Origin of the sequence: Alkalibaculum bacchi (genome assembly GCF_937875145.1) — a bacterium.
Taxonomy (GTDB): domain Bacteria; phylum Bacillota; class Clostridia; order Eubacteriales; family Alkalibacteraceae; genus Alkalibaculum; species Alkalibaculum bacchi_A.
The window spans coordinates 1-24,613 of the sequence record NZ_CALNCS010000027.1; the positions used below are offsets into that span (position 1 = coordinate 1).

Consider the following 24,613-nt stretch of genomic DNA (forward strand, 5'->3'; position numbering starts at 1 on the left):
CCTCGGGACGACCGGGTTTGTGGAGCCCTGGGACGACCACGTGACTCAAGGGGCTTCTTTTGGTGCTGCGTTTGCAATTGTATTTTTAGATGCTGGCGTACAGATCAATGCTAGTACGGCAGCAGCAGTATCTATTTCAAATCCTTACCTTGTAACGATTTTTGCTTTTCTAGGAGGAATATTGACTACAGGTGTCATTCTTGGATTATCGAGGTTTACAAAGGTAACGCCAGTTGCGCTGATTTTAGCTGGCGTTGCACTTAGTTCTCTTTTTGCTGGGGGAACCACATTAGTGCAGTACTTTGCAGATGATGTAAAAGTAGCTTCAGTAGTATATTGGACATTCGGAGATCTAGGTAGAGCTGGGTGGAATCAGATAAGGGTAATATTTCTTATATCTTTCATCGCATTTATATACTTTTTCTATAATAGATGGAATTATAATGCTATGGAAGCAGGAGTAGAAACAGCAAAAAGCCTCGGTATTGATGTTGATTGTCTAATACTTATAAGTATGGTGTTTTGTACCCTTATAGCGGCAATTTCCGTTGCTTTTGTAGGTAGCATAAGTTTTATCGGTTTAGTTTCGCCTCATATTGTAAGGAAATTTGTTGGAAATGATCATCGCTTTCTAATTATAGCTTCAGCCATTATGGGAGCAATTATATTAGTTCTGGCAGAGTTAGTATCTCGCACGATCGCATCTCCAAGTATCCTTCCAATCGGTGCATTAACGTCTTTCTTAGGAGCTCCTCTGTTTTTGTATTTGATTTACAAGAGGGAGGGATTTAAGTGATAGAAGTGCGCAATATTTCTTTTTCATATGATAAAAATGAAATATTAAAAAACATAAGTTTTGATATTCACGATAAAGAGTTTATAGCGGTCCTTGGAAATAACGGAGCTGGTAAGAGTACATTAATCACATGTTTAAATAGAATAAAGACGCCTAGTACTGGTAATCTCAACATTAATGGCAAGGACATATTTAAGATGAGTCGTAATGAAATCGCACAAAATATTTCCTACGTGGCACAAAAAAATGAATTGAGCCATTATACAGTCTATGATTCAGTATTATTGGGGCGTAAACCATACATTAAGTGGAGTACTTCTGATGAAGATTTGAAAATTTGCGATAGAATGCTGGAATTAGTGGGAATGACTTCATTTAGATTAAAATACGTTAACAAGTTAAGTGGTGGTGAAGTACAGAAGGTAATGTTGGCAAGGGCATTGGTTCAACAACCTAATTTGCTATTATTAGATGAACCAACGAGCAATCTTGACCCTAAAAATCAGCATGAAATGATGAAATTAGTGAAGAAGATGGCAAGAGAGCAAAACATTACTGTTTTGATCGTTATTCACGACATAAATCTCGCTCTTCGATATTGCGACAAATTTTTATTTTTGAAAGATGGACTTGTATACAGTTTTGGCGATTGTTCAACTGTAACAGAAGAAATATTAAAAGAAGTATATGATATAGAAACGAAACTTGTAGAAATTGATGGAAGAAAAATAGCATTAATTGAGTAAAATCAAAATCAATAAGAGATCTAGAATAATTTTAGTGAAATTACCATGAATAAAGGAGAAACAGTGTTAGACGTATCAACTAAGTATTGATGAATTATAACAATAAATGAAACTACAATCTCAAACTAGAATCTTTAAGTTAAATGAGATGAGATTAAATGCAATAGCAGAGATATATAGGCAACAACCTCAAGATACTTCTTAATTAAAAGGGGACACAGTTCAATTTACTATTTTAAGTCATTGTTAGATTATTTTAGCGTAAAAATGATATAAAAATTAAAAAATTAAAAGTAGTATCGCAAGACAACGCCACCAATGATGATTTTAGCTGGTGTTGCTTTAAGTTCTCTATTTTCAGGAGCTACTACTTTATTGCAGTATTTTTCAACTGACACCCAGATGTCAGCGATTGTGTTTTGGACTTTTGGCGATTTGGGAAGGGTGAATATGAAGGAAGTAGGCATTGTTGTTTTTGTAACGAGTCTATCATTCGCCTATTTTTTATTCAATAGTTGGAATTACAATTCACTAGAATCAGGAGAAGATACTGCAAGGGGTTTAGGAGTGCATGTTTCAAGGGTACGTTTAACAAGTATGGTTATTGCATCTCTTAATACTGCGATAATTGTATCATTTGTAGGAACGATTAATTTCATCGGTTTAATCGCGCCACACATAGTTCGTCGTTTTATAGGAAATGATTATCGGTATCTATTACCTGCGTCTGCTTTTATGGGTGCTTTACTATTGATAATGAGTGATATTTTTGCACTATTGATTATTTCACCAGTGATATTGCCCATTGGTGCAATCACCTCTTTCTTAGGTGCACCGCTATTTCTGTATTTAATATATAAAGGAGCTGGATCCCATGCTAAAAGTTAGTGGATTAGAATTTAGTTATGGTACAGATAAAAAGATTTTGCAAGAAGTATCATTTGATGTTTTAAATGGTGAATGCGTCGCTATTTTGGGTAACAATGGTGCAGGGAAAAGCACCATGCTCAAATGCCTGAACAAGATTATTTCACCTCATAAAGGTACAGTGGTTGTAAATCAGGTCAATATCCTAAAGCTCAGTGGTTTACAAATTGCCCAAAAAACAGCTTATGTTGCTCAAAAAAATGAAGTGAATCAAATATCCGCCTACGATGCTATATTATTGGGAAGAAAACCATATGTGACGTTCTCGCCTACTAGCTGTCTCGATTTACACAATCAGCTGGAGGTATTAAAATTAATTCAGAAGATAACGAAAGAAAAAGAAATTGCTGTAGTCATTGTGTTACACGATTTAAATTTAGCCCTTAGATATTGTGATAAATTTCTCTATTTAAAGAATTCTAAAGTTTACTCTTATGGCGACATTGAAACAGTAACATCAAGAACGATAAGCGATGTTTATGGAGTAGATGTGGAGATTGTAGAACGTAGGGATATGAAAATTGTCATACCATATTAGCAAAATGTAGGCAAGGGTATAGAGAATGCAAGTACTATAGTGGTTGTCGAGGATAAGAAGATTAATATAATATCTATATAAAATAAAGGAGAGAATGTAAGATGCCAAAAATTATACTAAGTGGTAAAGGTGGAAGTGGTAAAAGCACATTGACGTCTTTGCTATCGCAAACTTTAGCAGCAGAAGGTAAAAGAACATTAGTTGTTGATACTGATGAATCCAATCGAACTTTGGATAAAATGCTCAATATGTCAAGTGCTGAAATGGGTTTATTAGATTATCTAGGTGGCAGGGAAGAATTTAAAGCGAATATGGGGAAAGATAGCAAAAACCTTTCAAGCAACAATAGAATTACCTTAGATATGTTACCTGAGAAGATTGTATCTTGGAAGGGAAATTTAGGATTGTTAAGTGTAGGTAAAATTCAACAGGTTAGCGAAGGATGCGCCTGCCCTATGGGAGCAACTGCACGAAAGTTTCTTAACCAATTGACGGTAACTGAAGATGAATGGGTAATCGTCGATACAGAAGCAGGAGTGGAACACTTTGGTAGAGGTCTCTTAGAAGGAGCAGACAAGGTAGTAATGGTCATAGAGCCTTCTAATGAATCGGTAACTTTAGCCGAAAGAATAAAAGAATTCGCAGAAGAAAAAGACAAGCCTTTTGTGGTAGTGTTAAACAAGATAGGGGATAAACAAGAAAAAATATTAACGGAAAAATTAGAGGATAAAGGTATTCGTATAGGCGGTATTTTAAAACAATCAGAGGGAATAGCTCTCAACAATCTAATGGGGGAAACTATTGACTCTTCTGAATTCACTGAAACGGTTAATGAAATATTACGGACCCTCGTGTAAAAGCACGACAATTGAATGAAAAAAGCATATGAGCATATGGGAACTGAGTAATATGAAATATGTTCCGTTTTTGGTGTGTAGAAAGAAAAATTAAATCATGATATCTTTAAGGACTTAAATCGAATTTTGCCAAAGACTTTACAGATGAAGAGCGATATATGGTAAGAAAGCTTTTGTATAAAATGTTTGACAATATTGTAACTTATGAAAAGGAAAAAATAAAAATAACTAGGTATGAATTTCGATTTTTTAAGGATAAAATGTCATAACATTGTTGCCTTCGCAACGTACTTGAGCTATAATTAACAAATATAAAGTAGTTATAAGTTATGAAGACTTATAAAAAAATTAATTTGCCCACGAAGGGTTATCGGTGAAACGATAATTTTTTGTGGGCTTTTATTTTTGTGAGGAGGAATGTAAAAGTGCAACTAGAAGATATAAGAAAAATATGGACTTATGAGGAAAGAGATGTAGCTGCCAGCATAGAGATGTGGGACTCAATGGCTACAAAATTTGGGGAATTCGAGTTGCCTTCAAGCTCGAACAGTACTCTTTTAAAATTACTAGAAGAAAACGAAATGCTTCAACCTGAATATACGGTACTGGATGTAGGCTGTGGAGCGGGGAAATATTCTTTAGCACTAGCGAAGAAGTGTCAAAATGTAGTCGGTTTAGATTTATCGTCAAAAATGATTGAAAAAGCCAAGATTAAAAAAGAGGAAATGGGAATTGAAAATGCTGAATTTCATGTTTGTAATTGGCATGAATTAGATTTAAAACAAATAGATTATATGGGGAAATTTGACCTCGTCATTGCTAATATGACACCTGGTGTGCGTAGTGCAGAGACTTTTGAAAAGCTTCATCAAGCAAGTAGAGGCTATTGCGTCCTAGCAAAGCCTATTAAACGTACAGACCCTGTTTCTGATGAAATAAGAAAGATGCTTTCTATTGAAAGAAAAATGGAAACTGGAGATAAGGATATTCTCTACGCATTTGCATTGTTGTGGTTACAAGGCATCTTGCCAAAATTAATATATGAACCCCGAATTTGGGATCAGAAAAGAACTGTTGATGAAGCCAGTAAACTCTATGTAAATCGAATGAAATCCTATAGAGAGTTGACTAGTGACGAAGAAGATCAAATTGATAAGTACTTAATGTCCATTGCTAAAGATGGTCATATTGAAGAAAAAGTAAATACAACTATTGCCACTATGTATTGGGAAGTATAAAGAAGGATGATGATAATGAAGCGAATGATAGCCATTGTTTTATTAGTACTATTTGTTTTTGTAGGTTGTACTTCTAAAGAAAATAGAGAACCTTCAAAGGAAACAAGCCAATCTACAGTGGAGGACAGCCTTCGCATTGTAACAGATGCTACAGGTAGAAATGTCGAGATACCCCAACATGTAGAATCTATAGTTTGCGTTGGCGTTGGGACACTCCGTTTTACTACATATATGCAGGCTACGGACTTAGTCCTGGGCATTGAAGAACACGAACACGAACCAGCACTTGAAAAACCATTTAATTATGTGAACAAAGATTTTTTTACGACTTTGCCGGCTACTGGGAACAATGGAGAAACCTACGATGAAGAGATTGTAAAATTAAGTCCAGATGTAATTATGGCATCTACATTTGATAAAGTAGGGGCAGATGCTTATCAGAAAAAGACTGGTATACCTGTGATAGTCATTCCTTTGATTGATACTGTATTTGATGAAGGTTGCTATAATACTCTTGAATTGATGGGCGAAGTATATGATAAAAAAGATCGTGCCGAAGAGCTTATTACCTATTTTAAAGGGATAGAAGAAGATCTTAACAATCGAGTAAAAGACATTAAAGAGGAAGATAAGCCTACTGTTTACGTAGGAGGTGTTTCTTTCAAAGGTGCCCATGGATTTGATGGAACAGAGGCTAACTATGCTCCTTTTGAAGCTGTAGGAGCAAAAAACTTAGCAGAGGAAACTGGCCAGAAAGGTCCCTTTAATATTGATATGGAAAAAGTACTACAGTGGGACCCAGATATCATATTCTTAGATTTTAGTGGCAAAGAATTAATTAATGAAGATTACGCAAAGAACGCAGATTATTATAATTCTTTAACTGCAGTAAAAGAGGATCGAGTATATTCACAGATCCCTTTCCGCTTTAATGCAGTTAATGCAGAGATGGCTCTAGCTGATACCTATTATGCTGGAAAGATGATTTTTCCTGAACAATTTAAAGATATAGATCCAGCAAAAAAAGCAGATGAGATTTTTGAGATGATGTTAGGAACAAAGTACTATGACACATTAAGAGAAAATGGGTATGAATTTAGGGAAATAAAGATAGGTGAAAGTAATTGGTAGTAGAGCAAAAGCAAACGAATATTCTAGCTTATGAAAAGTATAAGACAAGAAGTATTTTCTTTTTATGTTTTCTCGCTTTAGCACTAATTCTAAGTGCCTTGCTCGCATTGCGAGCAGGCTCCTATGAAACGTCTTTAGTAGAAATTGCGAAAGCAATCTTTGGGAAAGCAGATGCTAAGATGAATACAGTAGTTCAAAACATGCGTCTTCCCAGAGTGATAACGGCTATTTTAGGTGGGTGTGGACTAGGTATTACGGGATGTGTATTACAGGCTGTTCTTCACAACCCTATGGCCTCTGCTTCAACGCTGGGTATTTCTCAAGGAGCTACCTTTGGCGCCTCCTTTGCTATTATTGTACTAAGTGCAGGGACACAAGGAAATACTGGAATTAACTTTTCTAATTCCCTGCTTATTAGTTTGTGCGCTTTTATTTGTAGTATGGGCGTTTCTGCGCTTGTTTTAGGCTTATCGAGAATTAAGAAGATTACACCTGAATCCATGATATTAGTGGGTGTAGCCCTCAGCGCTATGTTCCAAGGAGGGGCGACGCTTTTACAATACTTTGCAAGTGAAGAACAATTAACCTCGGTAGTCTTTTGGACTTTTGGTGATCTTGGACGTACTGGCTGGAAAGAAATTTACATTATGGCAGTGGTTGTGCTTTTGGCATGTTTGTTTTTTATGTTGAAACGGTGGGACTACAATGCATTAGAAAGTGGAGAACAGACAGCTATTAGTCTTGGTGTTAATGTCAATCGAGAGAGAATTGTAAATATGATCATATGTTCTTTAACGGCTTCGGTTATTGTTTCCTATGTGGGTCTTATTAACTTTATTGGTCTTATTGCTCCACATATTGTTCGAAGATTTATAGGAAATAATCATGTTTATCTTTTGCCTTGCTCAGCACTTATGGGAGGAGTTTTACTTTTGTTAGGAGATCTGGGGGCACGAGGTATTATGTCGCCAGTTATTTTGCCTATTGGTGCAATTACATCCTTCTTAGGCGCACCATTATTTATTTATTTAATATTTAAAGGGGGCAATAAAAAATGATGATCGTTAAAGATTTGGATTTTGATTATAAGTGCTCTAGCCCGATTTTAAAAGATATCGCTTTTGAAGCACGTCCTAGTGAATGCCTTGGCATACTAGGTAATAATGGGGCAGGAAAGAGTACTTTGCTTAAATGTCTTAATCGTATTTTATCTCCACAAAAAGGAATTGTTTATATCGACGATAACAGTATTTTAGATATGTCTTTAAATAAAGTGGCTCAAAATATGGCTTTTGTCGCTCAAAGAACACAAAGCAGTCGATTGACTGTGTACGATATGGTAATGCTTGGTCGAAAACCTTATATTAAATGGGGGGCTAAAACAGAGGATGAAGGTATTGTAGAAGCTGCCCTTGATAAATTAAATCTTAGGGATATGGCTGCAAAATTTGTAGATGAACTTAGTGGTGGCGAGCAACAAAAGGTCATGATAGCAAGAGCCCTTGCCCAAGAACCAAAGGTTTTACTCCTTGATGAACCGACGAGTAATTTAGACTTGTGCAATCAATATGAAGTAATGAGGCTGATTAAACAAGTATGTATAGATAGTGAAATTGCTGTTATAATTGTTATCCATGATTTAAATCTAGCCCTAAGGTACTGTGATAAGTTTGTACTTCTAAAGGATAGACAGATTTATAATTATGGAGATAAGAGTATCATTACAGCTAAAAGCATTGAACACGTTTATGGAATAGCAGTAAAGATTCACACTATTGATAATGTAGATGTGGTCATTCCTCAAGAGAAAAAAGTGCTTGAACAAGATAGTTTTCAAGATAAAAAGAATCTTGTAAACTTCTGAATGATTGTTAATACAAAAATGTAATTCAGGATTTAAGTGGTAAAAGTACATTGCTTCATGGTGACAGATTGTTGAATGTTGGATTGATTTTATAAATTAATCAAGATATAATGGGTAAATATAGCAATATAAATACGTTTAAAAAAGTTTCATTCGCTCACGAAGGGTTATTAGCATAAGCGGTAATTTTTGTGAGCTTTTATTTATGCGAGGAGGAATATAAATGAATAAAGAACTATGGGAAAAATGTGTTGATTTTCATGGGCATGAATGCGGAGGTCTTGCTATTGGATTTAAGGCAGCCTTAGGAGCAATAGAAGAGTTGGGATTAAACTTTTCTCAAGATGAAGAGCTTCTATGTATCACTGAAAACGATGCCTGTGGGGTAGATGCCGTTCAGGTAATTACAGGATGTACTATGGGCAAAGGAAATCTTATATACAAGGCAACTGGGAAAATGGCATTTACTTTCTTAAATCGAAAGGAGAACAAAAGCGTTCGATTAATACTTAATCCATTTCATAAAGATATGGATCAAAAACAAAGAAGAGAATTTTTACTGCTCGCTAATTATAGAGATGTATTTAAAATTACATATCCAAAAATACAAGTACCTGAAAAGGCTCGTGGTTTTCAAACAATTATATGTGATAAATGCCAAGAAGGGGCTGCAGACCATAAAATTCGAATGATGAATGGGCAAAAGCTTTGTTTAGACTGCTTTGAACCCTATACAAGAGGTTGGGATTAGAGATGGATATCTGTGATATATTTCTTGTTAAGTAAAATATTCTAAATATATCACCACAAATTAAAAGGGGAAGAACTCAAATTTTGAAGTTCTTCCCCATAAGGTTTTATAGAGTTATTTAATATAACACATTAATTCGTAAAGCATTAAAAATAAAGTGATATGGGTCAAGCTAAAGCAGTGCTTAAACGTAGCTAAGAGCAGATTATAAGTAGATGGGGGAAGTTATGATAAAAATAAATAAAAGGATATATGGATTTGTGATTGCTTTAATTGTAATCTTTATCATATACGCCCTATGGCAAAACAACTATGTCAGGGTGACAAAATACGAGTACAAGAATGCTAAAATACCAGAAGGTTTTAATGGTTATAGAATTCTTCAAATATCTGACTTACATAATAAAAACTTTCATGGGTTATTAGATAAATTAGTTGAAGAGAGTAATCCTGATATTATTGTAATCACCGGTGATTTAATTGATAGAAGAAATACCAATATTAAAACAGCTACAGAACTAGTTAAACGATTATCTATTATGGTACCTACCTATTATGCTACGGGAAATCACGAGCAATTATCAGATAAGTATAACGAGCTAATGAAAGAAATGAAAAAGCTAGATGTTCATTTTCTTGATAATTCTTATACAACATTATCCAATAAAGGAGACGAAGTAGGTTTAATGGGGGTAGCGGATCCTGCTATAGTTCAAAGTGAAAGTACTTATCTTTGGAATGATAATCAAAAATATATGATAGAGAGTATTAAAAAATTATACAAAAATGTTAAAACAGATTTTAATATTTTGCTTTCTCATAGACCTGAACTATTTAATGTATATAAAGATTCCGGGGTAGATCTTGTTCTTAGTGGTCATGCGCACGGTGGTCAAGTTATACTTCCACTTATAGGTGCTTTAGTAGCTCCAAACCAAGGTTTTATTCCAAAGTATACAGAAGGGATATATAGTAAAAACTCAACTTCAATGGTCGTAAGTAGAGGTCTAGGCAATAGCATAATTCCAATACGAATTAATAATCCACCCGAACTAGTCTTGATCACTTTAAAAAGGGAATAAATTAAATATCTTCTTAATCATCCAAACAATTGTTTAATTATCTTTTAACTATTGTTAGACTGGGGTACTTTCCTTGTACAAGTTCTTTTTTATATGTTATAATGTTCGAAAAGCAGATTGGCTCGCAGAAATCAAAACATTTTCCGTGCTTGCACGAGAAAATGAATTGATTTCTATGAGCAAGTGCCAAACGACTGAGACTGCAAAGCAGTCGAGGCAATCTGTGCAGATTGGCTCGCAGAAATCAAAACATTTTTTGTAAAAAGTTACATTTTCCTTATAGAACAGGTGAAATTATGTCGAATAAAAAGAAAAAATCTCAAAACACGGTTTGGATGGGATTGGCTATTGTGACCATAGTGATTTTATTATGGGTCAATCACAATAGCAAAAAAGTTGAGTTACTATATGCAAGACAATATTCTGAATCCTATGAAACTCAGGCTCTCGTTATACGAAACGAAGAAGTGGCTCATTTAGATCAACAGATTGATTTTGAAGTTAAAGAGGGTCAAAGGGTGGGCCTAAATCAAACGCTCTCTAATTCTAGTAGTATTTCCTTTAGTGATTACTTTAATAGGGAAATCGACATCATTAATTGGCTTATAGATAATAAAGCCTATCAAAAGGAGAATTTATTTTCTAACGATATTGAAAAGATTGACAAAGAGATTGAAAAGCTTAATAGTGATATCAAATGGGCAGAGAATTTTGGTAATGAGAAGAAGCTAAAAGTATTGAATTCAGAAAAAGACCAATTAACCAAGAAAAAAAGCTATATATTAAAGTCCTTTCAATACCTAGGAGCTGATGAAGAAAGCCTCCTTGAACTAAAAAAAGAGTATAGTTCTCAAAACGATACCACAGGGTCAAAAATTACAGCTAAAAAATTAAATATCAGCTTCCCAGGGTATATTTATTTTCAATCTGATGGCTATGAAAGTTTATTAAATGCAAATATCTTGCAGTATTTGACACCTGAATACATAAGAGAATTAGAGAATTATAATGGCAACGATGATTCTAATTATAAACAAACTGTCAAAATAATAGACGATACGTATATGTATCTCTCTATTATATTGCCTAAAGAAGTATTTTTAAGACAAGAAGAACAAGTGTTAAAAGTAAAAGAACAAATCATGGAGTCTATTAAGACTAAAGATCTGAATACATATTATCATCATTTAAACAATCAGTTTGGAGATTTAAGAGCTATGCCTATGATTTCTTTTCACTATAATGAAGATAACTATAAAGGGCATGCCATCGATATCGTAGAATATGGACAAGAAAAGCTGCTCTTAATTCAATTAAAAGAGCAGCTTCCACCTGACTTTTATACTCAGAGGCAAGTAGATATTGATCTTGTGACTTATTCTGACACGGGATATATTATCCCTAAAAAGTCTATTGTTCAAAAAGATGGGAAAGATAATATTATTATTATGAGTAAGGGGTCTTTAAAAGAATATATAGAGGTTAAAATCAATCGTAAAAAAGGTAAAGACGTATTTTTAGACAAAACAGACAATAAAGACATCAAGGAAGGCGCAACATTAATCATAAATCCGTAGGTGAAGAAAATGAATATAGAAAAAAATTTAGATCGAATTTTGAAAGAAATACCTCAAAATGTAACACTAGTAGCGGTTACAAAGCATAGAAGTATAGAGGAAATTCAAAGAGTTGTAGACTATGGGATAAAGGACTTAGGTGAAAATCGAGTTCAAGAACTACTGGATAAATACGACAAGATTAAAGGAGATATTAGGTGGCATTTAATTGGACATCTACAGACCAATAAAGTAAAGTACATTATAGATAAAGTAGATTTAATTCACTCGGTAGATTCTGTAAAGCTAGCTAAAGAAATCAATACTCAAGCAAAAAAACATGAACTAATCATGAGAATCTTAATTCAGGTAAATGTATCGATGGAAGATAGCAAGTTTGGCATAGCGGTAGAAGAAGTAGAATCTTTTCTTCAGAAAATCTCCCATGAAAGCAATATCTCTGTTGCAGGCTTTATGACGATGGCACCTTTTACTGAAAATATTGAAGAAACTCGTCACATTTTTAGAAAAATGCGCGAAATATATGATAAAATAAAAGATAATCAAGATGCATTTAAAAATGTGAATATTGAGACTTTGTCTATGGGGATGACAAATGATTGTCCGGTTGCAATAGAAGAAGGTTCTAACCTAGTTAGAATAGGACGAGGTATTTTTGTATAATATAAGAGGAGGCTACATATTATGGCTAAGGATTCTTGGGGAAAAGTAAAAAATCTTTTAGGTTTAGAAATAGAAGATGAATACGAAGATGATGAATTTGAAGAAGAATACGAAGAGGAAGAAGTAGAGGAGAGACCAGTTTATAAATCAAAAGCAAAGAAGGATAAGGGGATTGCCATGACGACTGCCACAACTGCAGAAAAAAATTCAAAAGTGTTAGTAGTAGAACCTGTACTTTTCAATGATGCACCTGTCATTTGTGACAACTTAAAAAGGAATAAAACAATAGTTGCTAATCTAGAAAAGGCAGACTTTGAAGAAGGTAGAAAGATTTTTGACTTTTTAAATGGGGCAGTTTACGCATTAGATGGTACCATACAAAAAATCAGTGAAAACGTATTTATTCTTGCACCGAACACGGTTGATGTTATTGCTGAGAATATTGATTCTTCTGCGACGAGCGATTTGTTAAACTGGAAATTTGATAAGTAGGAGTGTTTAAATGTATTATACATTGTTACGGGCAGGAAGTGTCCTGTTTCAATTAATATCTTTATTAATATTTGTAAATGTGATATTTAGTTGGATTCGGCCTAACAGAGATAATCCTATTGTTCAGATTATATACAGTATGACAGAACCTATTTTAGAGCCTTTAAGAAAAATTACCCTTTTTGGCCCTATGGACTTCTCACCGTTATTAGCCATAATACTCATTGACTTTATCGTGGAACCGGTTTATCGCTTGATACTGGGGATGATTTTTCTATGAGCCAAAAGTATAATAACACAGATATTATGGTAAAAAAGATAAGTTATCAGGCAAAAAGATTATCTGATGGCTTAGCTTTTTTTGATTTTTGTGATCCTTCTCAGCAGGGACGTATCGAAGGGGAATTAAAACACGAGCCTATAGATTTTTCTTTTTTTGGAGGGCATGAATTTTGCGAGCGAAAGATGTTATGCTTGCTTGCAGAAGAGATAGGGGGAGAAATACCTTGGCCGATAGCTTTATGTAAATGTGAAGTGGATTTTGAAGTTCACCACAGAATGGTTTTAGGCGCGGTGATGAGTTTAGGTATTGCCAGGGAAATTATTGGGGATATTATTATTGATGAAAAGTGTATTCAAATAGTAGTTAAGGAGCATATTGCAGAGTTTATTGCTGTAAATTTTGATAGATTGAGTAATCGCAAGATACAATTTGAAGTGCTCCCTATAAGTCAAATAGAAGTAAAAGAACCAGAGTTTGAATTTGGCAATATAAGTATCGCTTCCTTTCGCTTAGACGCGATTATCAGTAGTGCTTGTGGGATTTCTAGAGAAGCTGCCACAGATCTGATAAAAGGTGGCAGGGTAAAGATTAATCATGAAGAGAAGACAAAATCTTCTCAAATAGCTAAGATTGGTGATTTATTTTCCGTAAAAGGAAAAGGTCGATTTATTTTAGAGGAGTTTACTGGTACCACAAAAAAAGGAAGAAATAAAATAGTCATAAAAAAATATGTGTGAGGTATTATGGAAGAGAAAATTGAGTTAATTGTAGAAGAATCAGATGAAGGTATGCGAATCGATCAGTATATAAGTGATAATATTTCACAACTATCGAGAACCTATATCAAAAAGCTAATAGACGACAGTAAAATTACGGTTAATGGCAAAGAAGTAAAAGCTAGTTATAAGCTGCAGGGAAAAGATGAGGTCTTAATAAATCTTCCAGAGCCAGAGTTATTAGAAATCGAACCACAAAACATTCCTATTGATATTGTATATGAGGATAATCATGTCCTGGTTGTGAACAAACCTCAAGGTATGGTCGTTCACCCTGCTCCAGGTAATTACAAAGATACCCTTGTTAATGCTCTGCTTTACCATATTGATAAGCTTTCTGATATCAATGGGGTCCTTCGTCCAGGAATTGTACACCGAATAGATAAAGACACATCAGGCCTTTTGGTCGTAGCCAAAAGTGATTTGGCTCATAAATCTTTGAGTGTACAACTTAAGGAACACACTATTACGCGAAAATACACCGCATTAGTAGAGGGAATTATTCAAGAGGAAACAGGTATTGTAGACGCACCTATAGGAAGGCATATAAAAGACCGAAAAAAAATGACCGTTACAGATCGAAATGCGAAAGATGCTAAAACCCATTTTAAGGTATTAAAACGATTTAGCAAGTATACACTTATAGAATGTAAGCTAGAGACAGGTAGAACCCATCAAATAAGAGTTCATATGAGCTATATTGGCCATCCAGTTGTAGGAGATCTTACTTACGGTTTAAAGAGACAAAAACTCTACTCAAAAGGTCAGCTCCTCCACGCCTCCACCATAGGCTTTACCCACCCAGAGACAGGAGAGTATGTGGAATTTAGCTGCCCTATACCTGAGTACTTTGAGAAGGTGTTGCAGGAGCTAGGCGGTAACAGTTCTACGTTCTAAGTTCTACGTTATATAGCAGAAAGTTGGAAGGTTGGAAGGGAAAACCCTTCAATGAACAATGAACAACGAACAATAAAAATTGAACAGTGCAAATATGCGTGTTTTATTACTCTTCTAAATTGTTTGTTTTTCATTGTTCCAAGTTCATTGTTCACTGCGACGTAAGTCGCATATTTGACCACCTTACCACCTAGTCTACCCGATCAATCTTAAGCACTTCATCCTCTTTCGGCGTTACATACAGAGTCTTCTGATCTGTATAAATGACCATACCTGTCTTAGCCCCCTTAGGTTTTTTTACGTATTTTACAGCTGTGTAGTCTATAGGAATATTACTGGATTCTTTGCCTTTGCTGTAGTAGGCGGCTAGAAGGGCTGCTGTATAGAGGAGTTTGTCATCTACTTTATCTGCATCTTTTTTTACAATGACATGAGAGCCAGGCATGTCTTTTACATGTAGCCACAAGTCTGTCTTTGCTGCAAATTTTGTGGTCAAATATTCATTTTGTTTGTTGTTCTTTCCTACGTAAATTTCTACTCCCTCGTAGATATACTTCATAGGTTGGGATACAGTGATTTCTTTTTTGTTCGACTTTTTTCGACCTTGAGCTTTTAAGTATCCATTTTCAATCAAATCTTCTTTGATCTCATTAAACTCTTCTATTTCAGTACATTTTCGTATATTGTCAATTTGGCTTTCAAGGTAATAAATCTCTTCTTTTGTAATAGACATTTGCTCTTTTAAGTATTCTTTTGCTCTTTTGCCTTTATTGTATTTTTTAAAGTATTTTTGAGCATTTTCCGATGGTGATAATTGAACAGAAAGGGGGATTTCGATTTCTTCTCCTGTGTAATAATCAGATAAAACAGCAGATTTTTGCCCTCCTTCTAATAAATATATTTGACTTGTAATAAGCTCACCGTATTTTCTATAGATTTCAGCATCTTCCGCATCTTGAAATTCTTTAATTTGCTTGTCTAATTTGTGATAGTCTCTTTCTAGTTTATTATTTAGCATTTGCACCATGCTCGAGGATCTATTTTGAATTCGAGAGAGAGAATCCCTTAAGTAATAATACTCCTCTAAAAGGCCAGATATTGAAGCGTAGTCCGTCTTATGGTAGAGCTCGTAGTAGGTGTAATCAATAGCAGAAAAATCATAGACTTTGCTCTTGTTTTTATTGGTGTACATAAAAGGTTGCAAATGATCTTCTAAATGACTGTAAAGATTATTAAATACATTGTATAGGGAATCTTCATTTTCATCTGTTAATTCGGATAGAGGTCTATCGCTGTTTATTTTCGCTCGATGGCATATTTCATGAGATAATGGCGGGCTAACACCTATAAAGGTATCTATAATAAATTTATAAAGGGTTTTGTTTTGAGCATAGCCATGTAAAAGAGAAAGAAACGGTTCTCTTTTTACATTAATTGGCTCATTTTTGTCCTGTGGAGGTGCTTTGTATACTCTGCCAGGCAATACTTCTCTAAAGGTGCTAATATTTTTACCTACTCTTTTAATGCTGTCTACGATAACCTCCTCAGGTTCATTAATGAGTGTAACATTGCTATGTCTGCCCATAATCTCGACTACTAATCTCTTAGTGACAGTATCTCCCAATTCGTTTTTGGTGCGAAGACGTATTTCAACAATTCGGTCTAAACCCAATTGATTGATCTCTAAAATAGTAGAATTTTGAATGTTTTTACGCAGAAGCATACAAAACATAGGAGGCGCTAAAGGATTGCCCTTAGTATGCGCTGTCAAGTGAATCCTAGGGTTATTGTTATTAGCAGAAATAAGCAAGCTGTACTTGTTTCCTCTATTATTTATATTTAATAGTATCTCATCAGATTCGGGTTGGTATATTTTATTGATTTTTCCGTGGATCAATTTATCTCTTAGTTCTTGAACTACCGAAAAAGTAGTAATTCCGTCAAATGGCATTATAATCATCCTTTACATTTCTTCGTTCTTCTTTCAAACATTATACACTAAAAAAACCTATGTCAATAATTTTTATTGTGGTATAATGTGCGTATTAGCAGATTGGCTCGCAGAAATGAAAATATTTTCCGTGCTTGCACGAGGAAGTATTTTCATTTTTATGAGCAAGTGCAACGACCTCGACCGCACAAGCGGTCGAGGTGATTTGCGGCATATAAAATAAAGTCAAAGTGATGTTTATTTATAGATTTATGGTATAATATTCGTATTAGCAGATTGGCTCGCAAAAATTAAAGCATTTTCCGTGCTTGCACGAGAAAATGAATTAATTTCTATGAGCAAGTGCAACGACCTCGACCGCGAAGCGGTCGAGGCAATCTGCAGCAGATTGGCTCGTATCTAAAAGTTTTTACTTAGAACGTACAACATAAAACGTAGAACTAAAGTTATTTTATCAAAAAAGGATTTGTTTATTATGAAGTTTACGAAAATGCACGGATTAGGTAATGATTTCATCGTTTTAGAAAACTTAAAAGAAGCCCTATCCTTAACGAAAGAGCAAATCACCTTTTTATGTGATCGAAAGTTCGGTATTGGCGCAGACGGTTTAATCATAATCAATCCCTCTCAAACACATCATATTAAGATGAGTTTTTATAACTCGGATGGCACAGAAGTGGAGATGTGTGGAAATGGCATTCGCTGTTTTGCTAAATACGTTTATGATAATAATATAGTAAGAGAAAATCCTCTTTATGTGGAAACTCTTGCTGGGCTAAAAATTACTTATTTAGAGATAAAAGAAGACGAAGTGATGAAAGTGCAAGTCAATATGGGTGCACCCATTTTTGAATGTAGCAAAATTCCGATCCATTTAGATCAGGAGAATGCATTAAATGAGAGATTATCTTATAATGGTCAAGAAATTTCTTACGCTGCTCTTTCAATGGGTAATCCTCATGTGGTGATTTTTGTAGAGGATGTACAAAATTATCCCATAAAAGAGATAGGTGTATTTTTTGAGAATCACCCATTATTCATCAGCAAAACGAATGTAAACTTTGTAGAGATTATTGACCATGACCATATTAAAGTGATTACATGGGAAAGAGGCGCTGGTCTTACTATGGCTTGTGGAACAGGTGCATGTGCTAGTGCAACTGTAGGAGTCCTTAGGGGGTTCATAAATCAAGAAATAAGGGCAACTCTACCAGGTGGAGACTTGCATATAAAAGTCAAAGATGATATATATATGACTGGTGAAGCCATTAAAGTATTTGATGGAGAAATCACTTTATAATAGTTGTTTATTTACTTAGGAGGGTTTTATGAAAAGTATGACAGGCTTCGGCAGAGGCGAATATCGAGATGAAGAATTTGAAATCATAGTCGAAATGAAGAGTATAAATCACAGGTATAAGGACTTTTTTATAAAAACTCCTAGACAGATTGCTATGCTTGAAGAAAATATCCGCAAATACGTTAGTGAAAGCGTTTCTAGAGGTAGAGTTGAAATAAGTATTAAACTAAACAGAGGTGCTATTGGAGATAAGTCTCTTTCTTTAAACAGCAAGCTTGCTGAAGAGTATGTAAAGAGCCTAAAAGCATTAAAGAACAGTTTTTTAGAAATTACAGGTGAAGTTTCTTTGAGTTTAGTTTCTAGATTTCCTGATGTAATAACCGCTACAGAAAATGAAGTAGATTTAGATATTCTTTGGCAAAAGGTATCTCCAGCATTAAAATGTGCTACATCTGCCCTGGTAGATAGTAGAGAAAGAGAAGGCGATACTTTAAAAAAAGATTTTGAAATGCGTTTAGCATATATTAATCAAAACTTGTCTATTGCTGAAAAAAGAGCTCCTATAGTAAGTCAAGACTACAGAGTCCGTTTAGAAGACAAGATAAAAGAATATACTAATTCTATAGAGGTTGATGAGAGTAGGTTGTTAAGTGAAGTGGCTATTTTTGCTGATCGCGTCAGCATTGATGAAGAGATTACCAGATTGAAAAGTCATATTCATCGCTTTTATAAAATTATAGAAGAAGTAGAACCAGTTGGAAGAAAGCTAGATTTTCTTATTCAAGAGATGAATAGAGAAATCAATACTATAGGTTCTAAAGCAAATGATATTGAAATATCAAATTGTGTTGTAGATATGAAGAGTGAACTAGAAAAAATGAGAGAACAAGTACAGAACATCGAATAATTAGGGGGAAAAATGGAAAGAAATTTTTACATTAAAGAAAAAGGCTTACTTATCGTCATTTCAGGACCTTCAGGTGCGGGGAAGGGGACAGTATGTAAAAAATTGTTAAGTAAATACCCCAATCTAGCTGTTTCTGTTTCAGCTACTACAAGAAATCCAAGACCAGGAGAAACAGAAGGTAAAAACTACTACTTTATTACCAAAGAAAGTTTCCTTGATATGATCGGTAATGATGAATTTTTAGAATACGCAAAAGTTTATGATAATTACTATGGTACTCCATCCCAATCCGTTATAGATATGATGGATGAAGGTATTGACGTAATACTTGAAATAGATATTCAAGGTGCTGCTCAAGTCCGATCTAATTATCCAGAAGGCATCTATATTTTCGTTGTTCCGCCCTCCTTTTCTGAGCTTCGAAAAAGGATTACGGAACGAGGAACAGAAAGCGAAGAACAACTTAACAAACGTATGAACTGTGCATATGATGAAATTCGAAATGCTAAGAATTACAGTTATATCGTTATCAATGATGAAGTTCATGTAGCAGCAGATAAAATTGCGTCGATTATAACAGCAGAAAAATGTCGTTCTAATCGATTAGAAAGTAAGATTGATGAAATTATAGGGAGGTCATAATATGAGATATCCAGCAATAAATGATTTATTACAAAAGGTAGATAATAAATATTCTTTAATCCTAGTAACAGCAAAGAGAGCACGTCATTTAGTAGAGGGATTGACCCCAGAAGTCAAAATCAACAACGAAAACCCAGTGTCTATTGCAACAGAAGAAGTTGCTAGAGATTTAATAGAGTACAAGTACTAATACGCCTTTAGCGCATTAGTTCTAAGCTCTATATAAATCTTTTAAGTCACCAAAGGTGACTGGTATAGCAAGTAATGGTTGAACAATAATTGAAAAATGATTGCAATAGCATATGCTCTTGCAATTTTTTTACGTGAACGAGTGAGCCTAGCCAAAACGAAGTTTTTATTTGACGAACAGCACGACCTCAGAATCGATGTAGGAGATTCTAAGGTGAGAGTGCATGTCGCGGACTAGAGATGAATCAAATGATTTTTACTAAAGGCGGTAATCTATGAGAGTAGCAGAAGTTTATATCAATCAAATAAACAGGAATATTGACTATTCTTTTGATTATTATATACCTGATTTTTTAGAGCCTATGGAAATAGGTCTTAGGGTGGTTATTCCCTTTGGGGTAAAAAATAGTAAAATTGATGGTTTAGTTATAGGCATTAAAGAGAGTAGCGAACACAAAAGGCTAAAGAATATTGAAGGAGTTATTGAAGACTACCCAAAACTAAATGATTGGCAGATAAAAATGTGTTATTGGCTGCAAAAGAGTTACCATTGTCTATTTATGGAAGCTGTAAACTGCTTTGTTCCAAGCAATTTACATATAAAAAAGAAAAAAGAGAATGGTAGAAATACCTATTACATGGCCAATGCATTGCAAGAGTTGAAGTATTATAAGCTTTCTGGAAAATACTGCAATAGAGAAGACTATTTAGCTCAAATCAAGAGCAATGCTACAAAACAAAGAGAGATATTAAGCTGTTTAGAAGAAATTCCCGTAAGTTTTAAAGAGCTTAAGGAGAAAACAACTTGTACAACAGCAAATTTAAATGTCCTTATAAAAAAGGGCTTAATCACGGAGTCAAAAGAAATCAATATACGAAATCCTTATAAAGATCGAGAATATCAGTATCCTGCTAATACTTTAAATAGACATCAACAAGAAGCTTTTGATTTATTTAATAGCTATGAAAAACCTAGTACTTTTTTACTTCATGGAGTTACGGGAAGTGGAAAGACGGAGGTTTATTTAAGGTATATAGAGGAAACGATAAAGAGGGGGAAGAGCTGTATTTACCTTGTTCCTGAAATATCTCTTACCTCTCAAATTATTGGACGAATTATGGGGCGATTTAAGGAGAATATAGGAATCATTCATAGCCATCTAAGCGATGGAGAGAAAATTGATCAATGGAATGCCATCAAAAATAAAACAGTTCGCATTGTCTTAGGCGCACGTTCGGCTGTATTTGCTCCTATGGACGATTTAGGTTTAATTATACTAGATGAAGAACATGAAAACACCTTTAAGTCTAACAACCGTCCTCGATATAATACCCATGAAGTGGCAAAAAAACTTCAAGATATTCATGGATGTCATATCGTCTTAGGGAGTGCAACGCCAAGTGTTTCATCTTATTATGAAGCTTTATATGGACATGTAAATTTATTAGAGCTGCCAGAAAGGGTTAAGTCTATTCCTATGCCTGAGATTCATATTATTGATATGAAAGAAGAGCTATACGCTGGGAATAAAACAGTGATTAGCCGGAAGCTTCATAATGGCATTTTGCAAAATTTAAAACGCGGAGAACAGACTATTTTATTTTTGAATAAGAGAGGTTATTCTACATTTGTATTTTGTAGAAATTGTGGATATGCAGTAAACTGCCCTAATTGTGAAATCAGTATGACATATCATCATAATATAAAGCAAATGGCTTGTCATTATTGCGGACATAAAGAACATGTACCGACTATTTGTCCTAAATGCAATAGCGACAAAATCAAATACACGGGCTCTGGTACGCAAAAGCTTGAGATGCAACTAAGAAAGTACTATCCACAGGCGAGAATACTGAGGATGGATACGGATTCTATGCAACGAAAAGGAGCTTATGAAGAAACTATTGACTTATTTCAAAAAGGCAAAGCAGATATCCTTCTTGGAACTCAAATGGTTACAAAGGGCTTTGATTTTAAAAATGTTACATTAGTAGGTGTAATCTTAGCGGATTCTACTTTGAATATACCAGATTACAAGGCTAGTGAGAGAACCTTTCAATTAATTACTCAAGTAGCAGGTAGAGCAGGCAGAGGAGATAAATTAGGAGAAGTCATCGTCCAAACTTACGAGCCGGATCATTACGCCATTACATTGTCTCAAGCATACGATTATAAGGGCTTTTATGATCAGGAGATATCTTATCGAAAGATGATGAAATATCCTCCATTTTCCGATATTATATATATAGGTTTTACCAATGAAGATGAAGTGGAAGTTTCACGAGATTGCCTAAAATACTATGACAAATTGTACAAGCTAGTCCAGGAGGAAGAAGGAGAAGAGCTTTTGAGGGAAATGTATCGACCTACAGCCTCTCCTATTAAGAAAATCAATAAAAAATACAGGTGGTACTTTATTATTAAGACCAATTATATTTTGCAGTATAATTCTATTTTGAATAAATTAAGTAAAGAAAAAGAAATTATTGAACTACAATCAACATTAATCATTGATATTAATCCAAACAATATACTATAGGAGGACGCTATGGCACTAAGAAATATTAGAACTGAAGGAGATCCAATACTACGCAAACAAGCGAGGGAGATAACAGAAGTAAATCTTCGCATAAAAGAATTGGCAAGAGATATGTTAGACACGATGTATCACGCAGAGGGAGTAGGTTTAGCAGGACCTCAGGTGGGAATACTTAGAAGGATCGTCGTAATCGATGTTGGAGAAGGTCCAATTGTTATGATTAATCCAGAAATTCTGGAGACCAATGGTTCACAAGTAGGTCCAGAAGGTTGTTTAAGCGTACCTGATGTAACAGAAGAAGTAGAAAGACCGAATGAGGTAAAAGCGCAATATCTAGATTTACAAGGAAAAAAACAAGAACTAGTAGGTAATGAACTACTAGCAAGAGCTATATGCCATGAAGTAGAGCATTTAGATGGAGTGTTGTTTATAGACAAATTGTAAACTAAATTTCCACATTCTACTTTCTGCTACATTAGCAATAAACCTTAACGTAACAATTAATATAAAACAACTATAGAGGTGATCGTAGTATGAAAATCGTATTTATGGGTACTCCTGATTTTGCTCGTGTACCTTTAAAATCAATATTAGAATCAGACCATGAAGTAGTAGCTGTAGTCACACAGCCTGACAAGCCTAAAGGCAGGGGCAATAAGGTTATTTATTCTTCCGTAAAGGAGTTGGCTTTAGAGAATAATATCCCTATTTTACAACCAAATAGAATTAAAGATAAAGAGGCTGTAAATCAAGTTAAGGCGCTTCAACCAGATGTAATCATTGCAGTGGCATATGGACAGCTTTTACCTAGGGAGCTCATTGAGTTTCCAAAGTACGGTTGTATTAATATTCATGCCTCATTATTGCCAGCTTATAGGGGTTCTGCACCTATAAATTGGGCCATAATAAAAGGTGAAAAAGAATCTGGTGTGACTACAATGTATATGGACGAGGGTATGGATACAGGAGATATCATTTACCAGGAAAAAGTAAAGATAGAAGAGGATATGACTGCTGGAGAGCTTTACGATATATTAGCGGATTTAGGTTCGAGTCTAATTTTAAAAACATTAGATTATGTAGAAAAGAAAATAGAATCTAGAACAAAACAAGAAGAAGAAAAGAGCTCTTATGCACCGATGCTGACAAAAAATACTGGAAAAATTTGCTGGGATAAGAGCTCAGAAGAGATCTTTAATCTTATCAGAGGCACCAATCCATGGCCTGTAGCCTCTACCAATCACGAAGGAAAAAGGTTAAAAATCCATACTTCCAAAAGATACACAGAAGAACTGTCTTCTGATATCACTCCAGGTACCATCATAAAATACGTAAAAGGCAGAGGACTCCTAGTAAAAACAGGAGATGGAGGACTATTCCTAGAAGAAATCCAATTCCCCAATAAAAAGAAAATGCATGTAGATGATTATTTAAAAGGAAACACAATTAATATGGGAACAATTCTAAACTAAGTGGAAAGTGGAAATACAATAGCTACCAGTAGACAACAATCAGCAATCCATACTAGGCATCAGGAGTAGCTTTTATGGACAAGCGGTGTAAAGCACCGTTTCTTACTTTATTGAGAGGCAAGATTCCGTTCTTGCTGTTTTATTAAGTAAAAAGTTCTCATTTGACCCACAGAGCTAACCTAGAGTGTTGTTGTCTTTTACGGTTTTGCTGACCACCTTACCACCTTAAATTAAGCATGATTTAAGAAATATCGTATAGAATAAGTATAAGATTACCGTATATACGCAAAAGGAAGGTGTTAGAATGATTTTTCCGTATTTTTTTGACTATACAATGATTATACTCATTCCTGGATTGATTTTAGCAGCTTTTGCTCAGTGGAATGTGTCGTCTACTTACAACAAGTATTTGAGAGTTGCCAATAGTAGAGGAATAACTGGTGGGGAAGCGGCTAGGAAATTATTACTCAACAATGGAATAACAGATGTTTCTGTAGAACTAGTAGGCGGAAAATTATCCGACCACTATGATCCAAGAAAGAAAGTCCTGAGATTATCTCATGAAGTATACAATGGCAGAAGTGTAGCGTCTGTAAGCATTGCAGCTCACGAGGTAGGTCACGCTATTCAACACAATAGAGGTTATGCCCCACTTAAACTTCGTAGCGCTATTGCACCTGTAGCCGCATTTGCATCAAATTCTGCATGGTATTTGTTTATAATAGGCTTGTTCTTTAATTTTACAGGGCTTATGGAATTAGGTATTGTATTTTTTACAGGAGCGATTCTATTTAATATTATCACCTTGCCTGTAGAATTTAACGCTAGTCGGCGCGCTATTGCTCAATTAGATCAAAATGTTATTCTTTATGACGAAGATGGTCCAGGGGCAAGAAGAGTTTTAAATGCAGCGGCTTTAACTTATGTAGCTGCCACAATCATGTCTTTTTTACAATTATTACGAATGCTTGCATTGAAAGGATCTAGAGATTAA

Annotated in this window: 25 protein-coding genes and 1 pseudogene; 25 read left to right on the forward strand and 1 reads right to left on the reverse strand. The window is 34.7% G+C overall.

All coding sequences use genetic code 11. From position 1 onward, the window contains the following. The 17 genes and pseudogenes from Q7P22_RS02040 to Q7P22_RS02120 form a co-directional block, all read left to right on the forward strand. On the forward strand, window positions 1-796 hold a 796-nt coding region (locus tag Q7P22_RS02040), incomplete at its 5' end, for an iron ABC transporter permease (protein WP_303860029.1). Then, window positions 793-1,542 carry an ABC transporter ATP-binding protein gene (locus Q7P22_RS02045; RefSeq protein WP_303860031.1) on the forward strand — a complete coding sequence of 250 codons (750 nt, stop codon included), beginning with the start codon at window positions 793-795 and terminating at the stop codon, window positions 1,540-1,542. The genes Q7P22_RS02040 and Q7P22_RS02045, both read left to right, overlap by 4 nt. A 315-nt stretch (window positions 1,543-1,857) precedes the next feature. Then, window positions 1,858-2,430, forward strand: a pseudogene (locus Q7P22_RS02050) (FecCD family ABC transporter permease); the annotation flags it as partial. Beyond that, complete coding sequence (locus Q7P22_RS02055; RefSeq protein WP_303860033.1) at window positions 2,417-3,007, forward strand: ABC transporter ATP-binding protein; 591 nt, start codon at window positions 2,417-2,419, stop codon at window positions 3,005-3,007. The pseudogene Q7P22_RS02050 and the gene Q7P22_RS02055, both read left to right, overlap by 14 nt. Window positions 3,008-3,108: 101 nt before the next feature. Beyond that, window positions 3,109-3,864 carry an AAA family ATPase gene (locus tag Q7P22_RS02060; protein WP_303860035.1) on the forward strand — a complete coding sequence of 252 codons (756 nt, stop codon included), beginning with the start codon at window positions 3,109-3,111 and terminating at the stop codon, window positions 3,862-3,864. A gap of 425 nt (window positions 3,865-4,289) precedes the next feature. After that, complete coding sequence (locus Q7P22_RS02065) at window positions 4,290-5,102, forward strand: class I SAM-dependent methyltransferase (protein WP_303860037.1); 813 nt, start codon at window positions 4,290-4,292, stop codon at window positions 5,100-5,102. 15 nt (window positions 5,103-5,117) lie between these two features. Further along, window positions 5,118-6,233: an iron ABC transporter substrate-binding protein gene (locus tag Q7P22_RS02070; RefSeq protein WP_303860039.1), complete on the forward strand. Its 1,116-nt coding sequence runs from the start codon at window positions 5,118-5,120 to the stop codon at window positions 6,231-6,233. After that, window positions 6,227-7,291 (forward strand): iron ABC transporter permease, encoded by a 1,065-nt coding sequence (locus Q7P22_RS02075; protein WP_303860040.1) that lies wholly within the window; start codon window positions 6,227-6,229, stop codon window positions 7,289-7,291. Before Q7P22_RS02070 ends, Q7P22_RS02075 begins: the two co-directional genes overlap by 7 nt. Beyond that, the gene (locus Q7P22_RS02080; RefSeq protein WP_303860042.1) at window positions 7,288-8,097 is read left to right on the forward strand and encodes an ABC transporter ATP-binding protein; all 810 of its coding nucleotides are present in this window, start codon (window positions 7,288-7,290) and stop codon (window positions 8,095-8,097) included. The genes Q7P22_RS02075 and Q7P22_RS02080 overlap by 4 nt, the downstream gene beginning before the upstream one ends. Before the next feature lie 223 nt (window positions 8,098-8,320). Next, window positions 8,321-8,848, forward strand: coding sequence for an FmdE family protein (locus Q7P22_RS02085; RefSeq protein ID WP_303860044.1), 528 nt, complete (start codon window positions 8,321-8,323; stop codon window positions 8,846-8,848). Window positions 8,849-9,075: 227 nt separating this feature from the next. Then, window positions 9,076-9,930, forward strand: coding sequence for a metallophosphoesterase (locus Q7P22_RS02090; RefSeq protein WP_303860047.1), 855 nt, complete (start codon window positions 9,076-9,078; stop codon window positions 9,928-9,930). Between the two features lie 296 nt (window positions 9,931-10,226). Beyond that, window positions 10,227-11,507, forward strand: coding sequence for an HlyD family efflux transporter periplasmic adaptor subunit (locus Q7P22_RS02095; RefSeq protein ID WP_303860049.1), 1,281 nt, complete (start codon window positions 10,227-10,229; stop codon window positions 11,505-11,507). Between the two features lie 9 nt (window positions 11,508-11,516). Beyond that, on the forward strand, window positions 11,517-12,170 hold the full coding sequence (locus tag Q7P22_RS02100; RefSeq protein ID WP_303860051.1) for a YggS family pyridoxal phosphate-dependent enzyme: 654 nt from the start codon (window positions 11,517-11,519) through the stop codon (window positions 12,168-12,170). Window positions 12,171-12,191: 21 nt separating this feature from the next. After that, window positions 12,192-12,662: a cell division protein SepF gene (locus Q7P22_RS02105; RefSeq protein ID WP_303860053.1), complete on the forward strand. Its 471-nt coding sequence runs from the start codon at window positions 12,192-12,194 to the stop codon at window positions 12,660-12,662. 10 nt (window positions 12,663-12,672) lie between these two features. Further along, window positions 12,673-12,942 carry a YggT family protein gene (locus tag Q7P22_RS02110; RefSeq protein WP_303860055.1) on the forward strand — a complete coding sequence of 90 codons (270 nt, stop codon included), beginning with the start codon at window positions 12,673-12,675 and terminating at the stop codon, window positions 12,940-12,942. After that, complete coding sequence (locus Q7P22_RS02115) at window positions 12,939-13,682, forward strand: YlmH/Sll1252 family protein (protein WP_303860057.1); 744 nt, start codon at window positions 12,939-12,941, stop codon at window positions 13,680-13,682. Before Q7P22_RS02110 ends, Q7P22_RS02115 begins: the two co-directional genes overlap by 4 nt. A gap of 6 nt (window positions 13,683-13,688) precedes the next feature. Then, complete coding sequence (locus Q7P22_RS02120; protein ID WP_303860059.1) at window positions 13,689-14,618, forward strand: RluA family pseudouridine synthase; 930 nt, start codon at window positions 13,689-13,691, stop codon at window positions 14,616-14,618. Between the two features lie 190 nt (window positions 14,619-14,808). Here the strand turns inward: Q7P22_RS02120 and Q7P22_RS02125 are convergent, their stop codons facing one another. Beyond that, window positions 14,809-16,569 (reverse strand): NFACT family protein, encoded by a 1,761-nt coding sequence (locus Q7P22_RS02125; protein ID WP_303860061.1) that lies wholly within the window; start codon window positions 16,567-16,569, stop codon window positions 14,809-14,811. Window positions 16,570-17,044: 475 nt separating this feature from the next. Here Q7P22_RS02125 and dapF point away from each other — a divergent pair, with 475 nt between their 5' ends. The 8 genes from dapF (at window position 17,045) to Q7P22_RS02165 (ending at window position 24,613) form a co-directional block, all read left to right on the forward strand. After that, window positions 17,045-17,869: a diaminopimelate epimerase gene (gene dapF, locus Q7P22_RS02130; protein ID WP_303860063.1), complete on the forward strand. Its 825-nt coding sequence runs from the start codon at window positions 17,045-17,047 to the stop codon at window positions 17,867-17,869. Between the two features lie 28 nt (window positions 17,870-17,897). Further along, window positions 17,898-18,776, forward strand: coding sequence for a YicC/YloC family endoribonuclease (locus Q7P22_RS02135; RefSeq protein ID WP_303860065.1), 879 nt, complete (start codon window positions 17,898-17,900; stop codon window positions 18,774-18,776). A 12-nt stretch (window positions 18,777-18,788) separates the two neighbouring features. Next, complete coding sequence (gene gmk / locus Q7P22_RS02140) at window positions 18,789-19,418, forward strand: guanylate kinase (protein WP_303860066.1); 630 nt, start codon at window positions 18,789-18,791, stop codon at window positions 19,416-19,418. Window position 19,419: 1 nt separating this feature from the next. Continuing rightward, entirely contained in the window at window positions 19,420-19,608 is a 189-nt protein-coding gene (gene rpoZ, locus Q7P22_RS02145) for a DNA-directed RNA polymerase subunit omega (RefSeq protein ID WP_303860069.1), read from the forward strand. Between the two features lie 274 nt (window positions 19,609-19,882). Next, window positions 19,883-22,147, forward strand: a complete 2,265-nt coding sequence (gene priA / locus Q7P22_RS02150) for a primosomal protein N' (protein ID WP_303860071.1) — start codon at window positions 19,883-19,885, stop codon at window positions 22,145-22,147. A 9-nt stretch (window positions 22,148-22,156) separates the two neighbouring features. Next, entirely contained in the window at window positions 22,157-22,591 is a 435-nt protein-coding gene (gene def, locus Q7P22_RS02155; RefSeq protein ID WP_303860073.1) for a peptide deformylase, read from the forward strand. An 89-nt stretch (window positions 22,592-22,680) separates the two neighbouring features. Beyond that, window positions 22,681-23,619, forward strand: coding sequence for a methionyl-tRNA formyltransferase (gene fmt, locus Q7P22_RS02160; RefSeq protein WP_303860075.1), 939 nt, complete (start codon window positions 22,681-22,683; stop codon window positions 23,617-23,619). 304 nt (window positions 23,620-23,923) lie between these two features. Next, window positions 23,924-24,613, forward strand: a complete 690-nt coding sequence (locus Q7P22_RS02165; RefSeq protein WP_303860077.1) for a zinc metallopeptidase — start codon at window positions 23,924-23,926, stop codon at window positions 24,611-24,613.

Coding starts and splice junctions, on each gene's coding strand:
- Q7P22_RS02055 (WP_303860033.1), top strand. CDS start 2,417: ATGCTAAAAGTTAGTGGATTAGAATTTAGTTATGGTACAGATAAAAAG.
- Q7P22_RS02060 (WP_303860035.1), top strand. CDS start 3,109: ATGCCAAAAATTATACTAAGTGGTAAAGGTGGAAGTGGTAAAAGCACA.
- Q7P22_RS02070 (WP_303860039.1), top strand. CDS start 5,118: ATGAAGCGAATGATAGCCATTGTTTTATTAGTACTATTTGTTTTTGTA.
- Q7P22_RS02080 (WP_303860042.1), top strand. CDS start 7,288: ATGATGATCGTTAAAGATTTGGATTTTGATTATAAGTGCTCTAGCCCG.
- Q7P22_RS02085 (WP_303860044.1), top strand. CDS start 8,321: ATGAATAAAGAACTATGGGAAAAATGTGTTGATTTTCATGGGCATGAA.
- Q7P22_RS02090 (WP_303860047.1), top strand. CDS start 9,076: ATGATAAAAATAAATAAAAGGATATATGGATTTGTGATTGCTTTAATT.
- Q7P22_RS02095 (WP_303860049.1), top strand. CDS start 10,227: ATGTCGAATAAAAAGAAAAAATCTCAAAACACGGTTTGGATGGGATTG.
- Q7P22_RS02100 (WP_303860051.1), top strand. CDS start 11,517: ATGAATATAGAAAAAAATTTAGATCGAATTTTGAAAGAAATACCTCAA.
- Q7P22_RS02105 (WP_303860053.1), top strand. CDS start 12,192: ATGGCTAAGGATTCTTGGGGAAAAGTAAAAAATCTTTTAGGTTTAGAA.
- Q7P22_RS02110 (WP_303860055.1), top strand. CDS start 12,673: ATGTATTATACATTGTTACGGGCAGGAAGTGTCCTGTTTCAATTAATA.
- Q7P22_RS02115 (WP_303860057.1), top strand. CDS start 12,939: ATGAGCCAAAAGTATAATAACACAGATATTATGGTAAAAAAGATAAGT.
- Q7P22_RS02120 (WP_303860059.1), top strand. CDS start 13,689: ATGGAAGAGAAAATTGAGTTAATTGTAGAAGAATCAGATGAAGGTATG.
- Q7P22_RS02125 (WP_303860061.1), bottom strand. CDS start 16,569: ATGCCATTTGACGGAATTACTACTTTTTCGGTAGTTCAAGAACTAAGA.
- dapF (WP_303860063.1), top strand. CDS start 17,045: ATGAAGTTTACGAAAATGCACGGATTAGGTAATGATTTCATCGTTTTA.
- Q7P22_RS02135 (WP_303860065.1), top strand. CDS start 17,898: ATGAAAAGTATGACAGGCTTCGGCAGAGGCGAATATCGAGATGAAGAA.
- gmk (WP_303860066.1), top strand. CDS start 18,789: ATGGAAAGAAATTTTTACATTAAAGAAAAAGGCTTACTTATCGTCATT.
- rpoZ (WP_303860069.1), top strand. CDS start 19,420: ATGAGATATCCAGCAATAAATGATTTATTACAAAAGGTAGATAATAAA.
- priA (WP_303860071.1), top strand. CDS start 19,883: ATGAGAGTAGCAGAAGTTTATATCAATCAAATAAACAGGAATATTGAC.
- def (WP_303860073.1), top strand. CDS start 22,157: ATGGCACTAAGAAATATTAGAACTGAAGGAGATCCAATACTACGCAAA.
- fmt (WP_303860075.1), top strand. CDS start 22,681: ATGAAAATCGTATTTATGGGTACTCCTGATTTTGCTCGTGTACCTTTA.
- Q7P22_RS02165 (WP_303860077.1), top strand. CDS start 23,924: ATGATTTTTCCGTATTTTTTTGACTATACAATGATTATACTCATTCCT.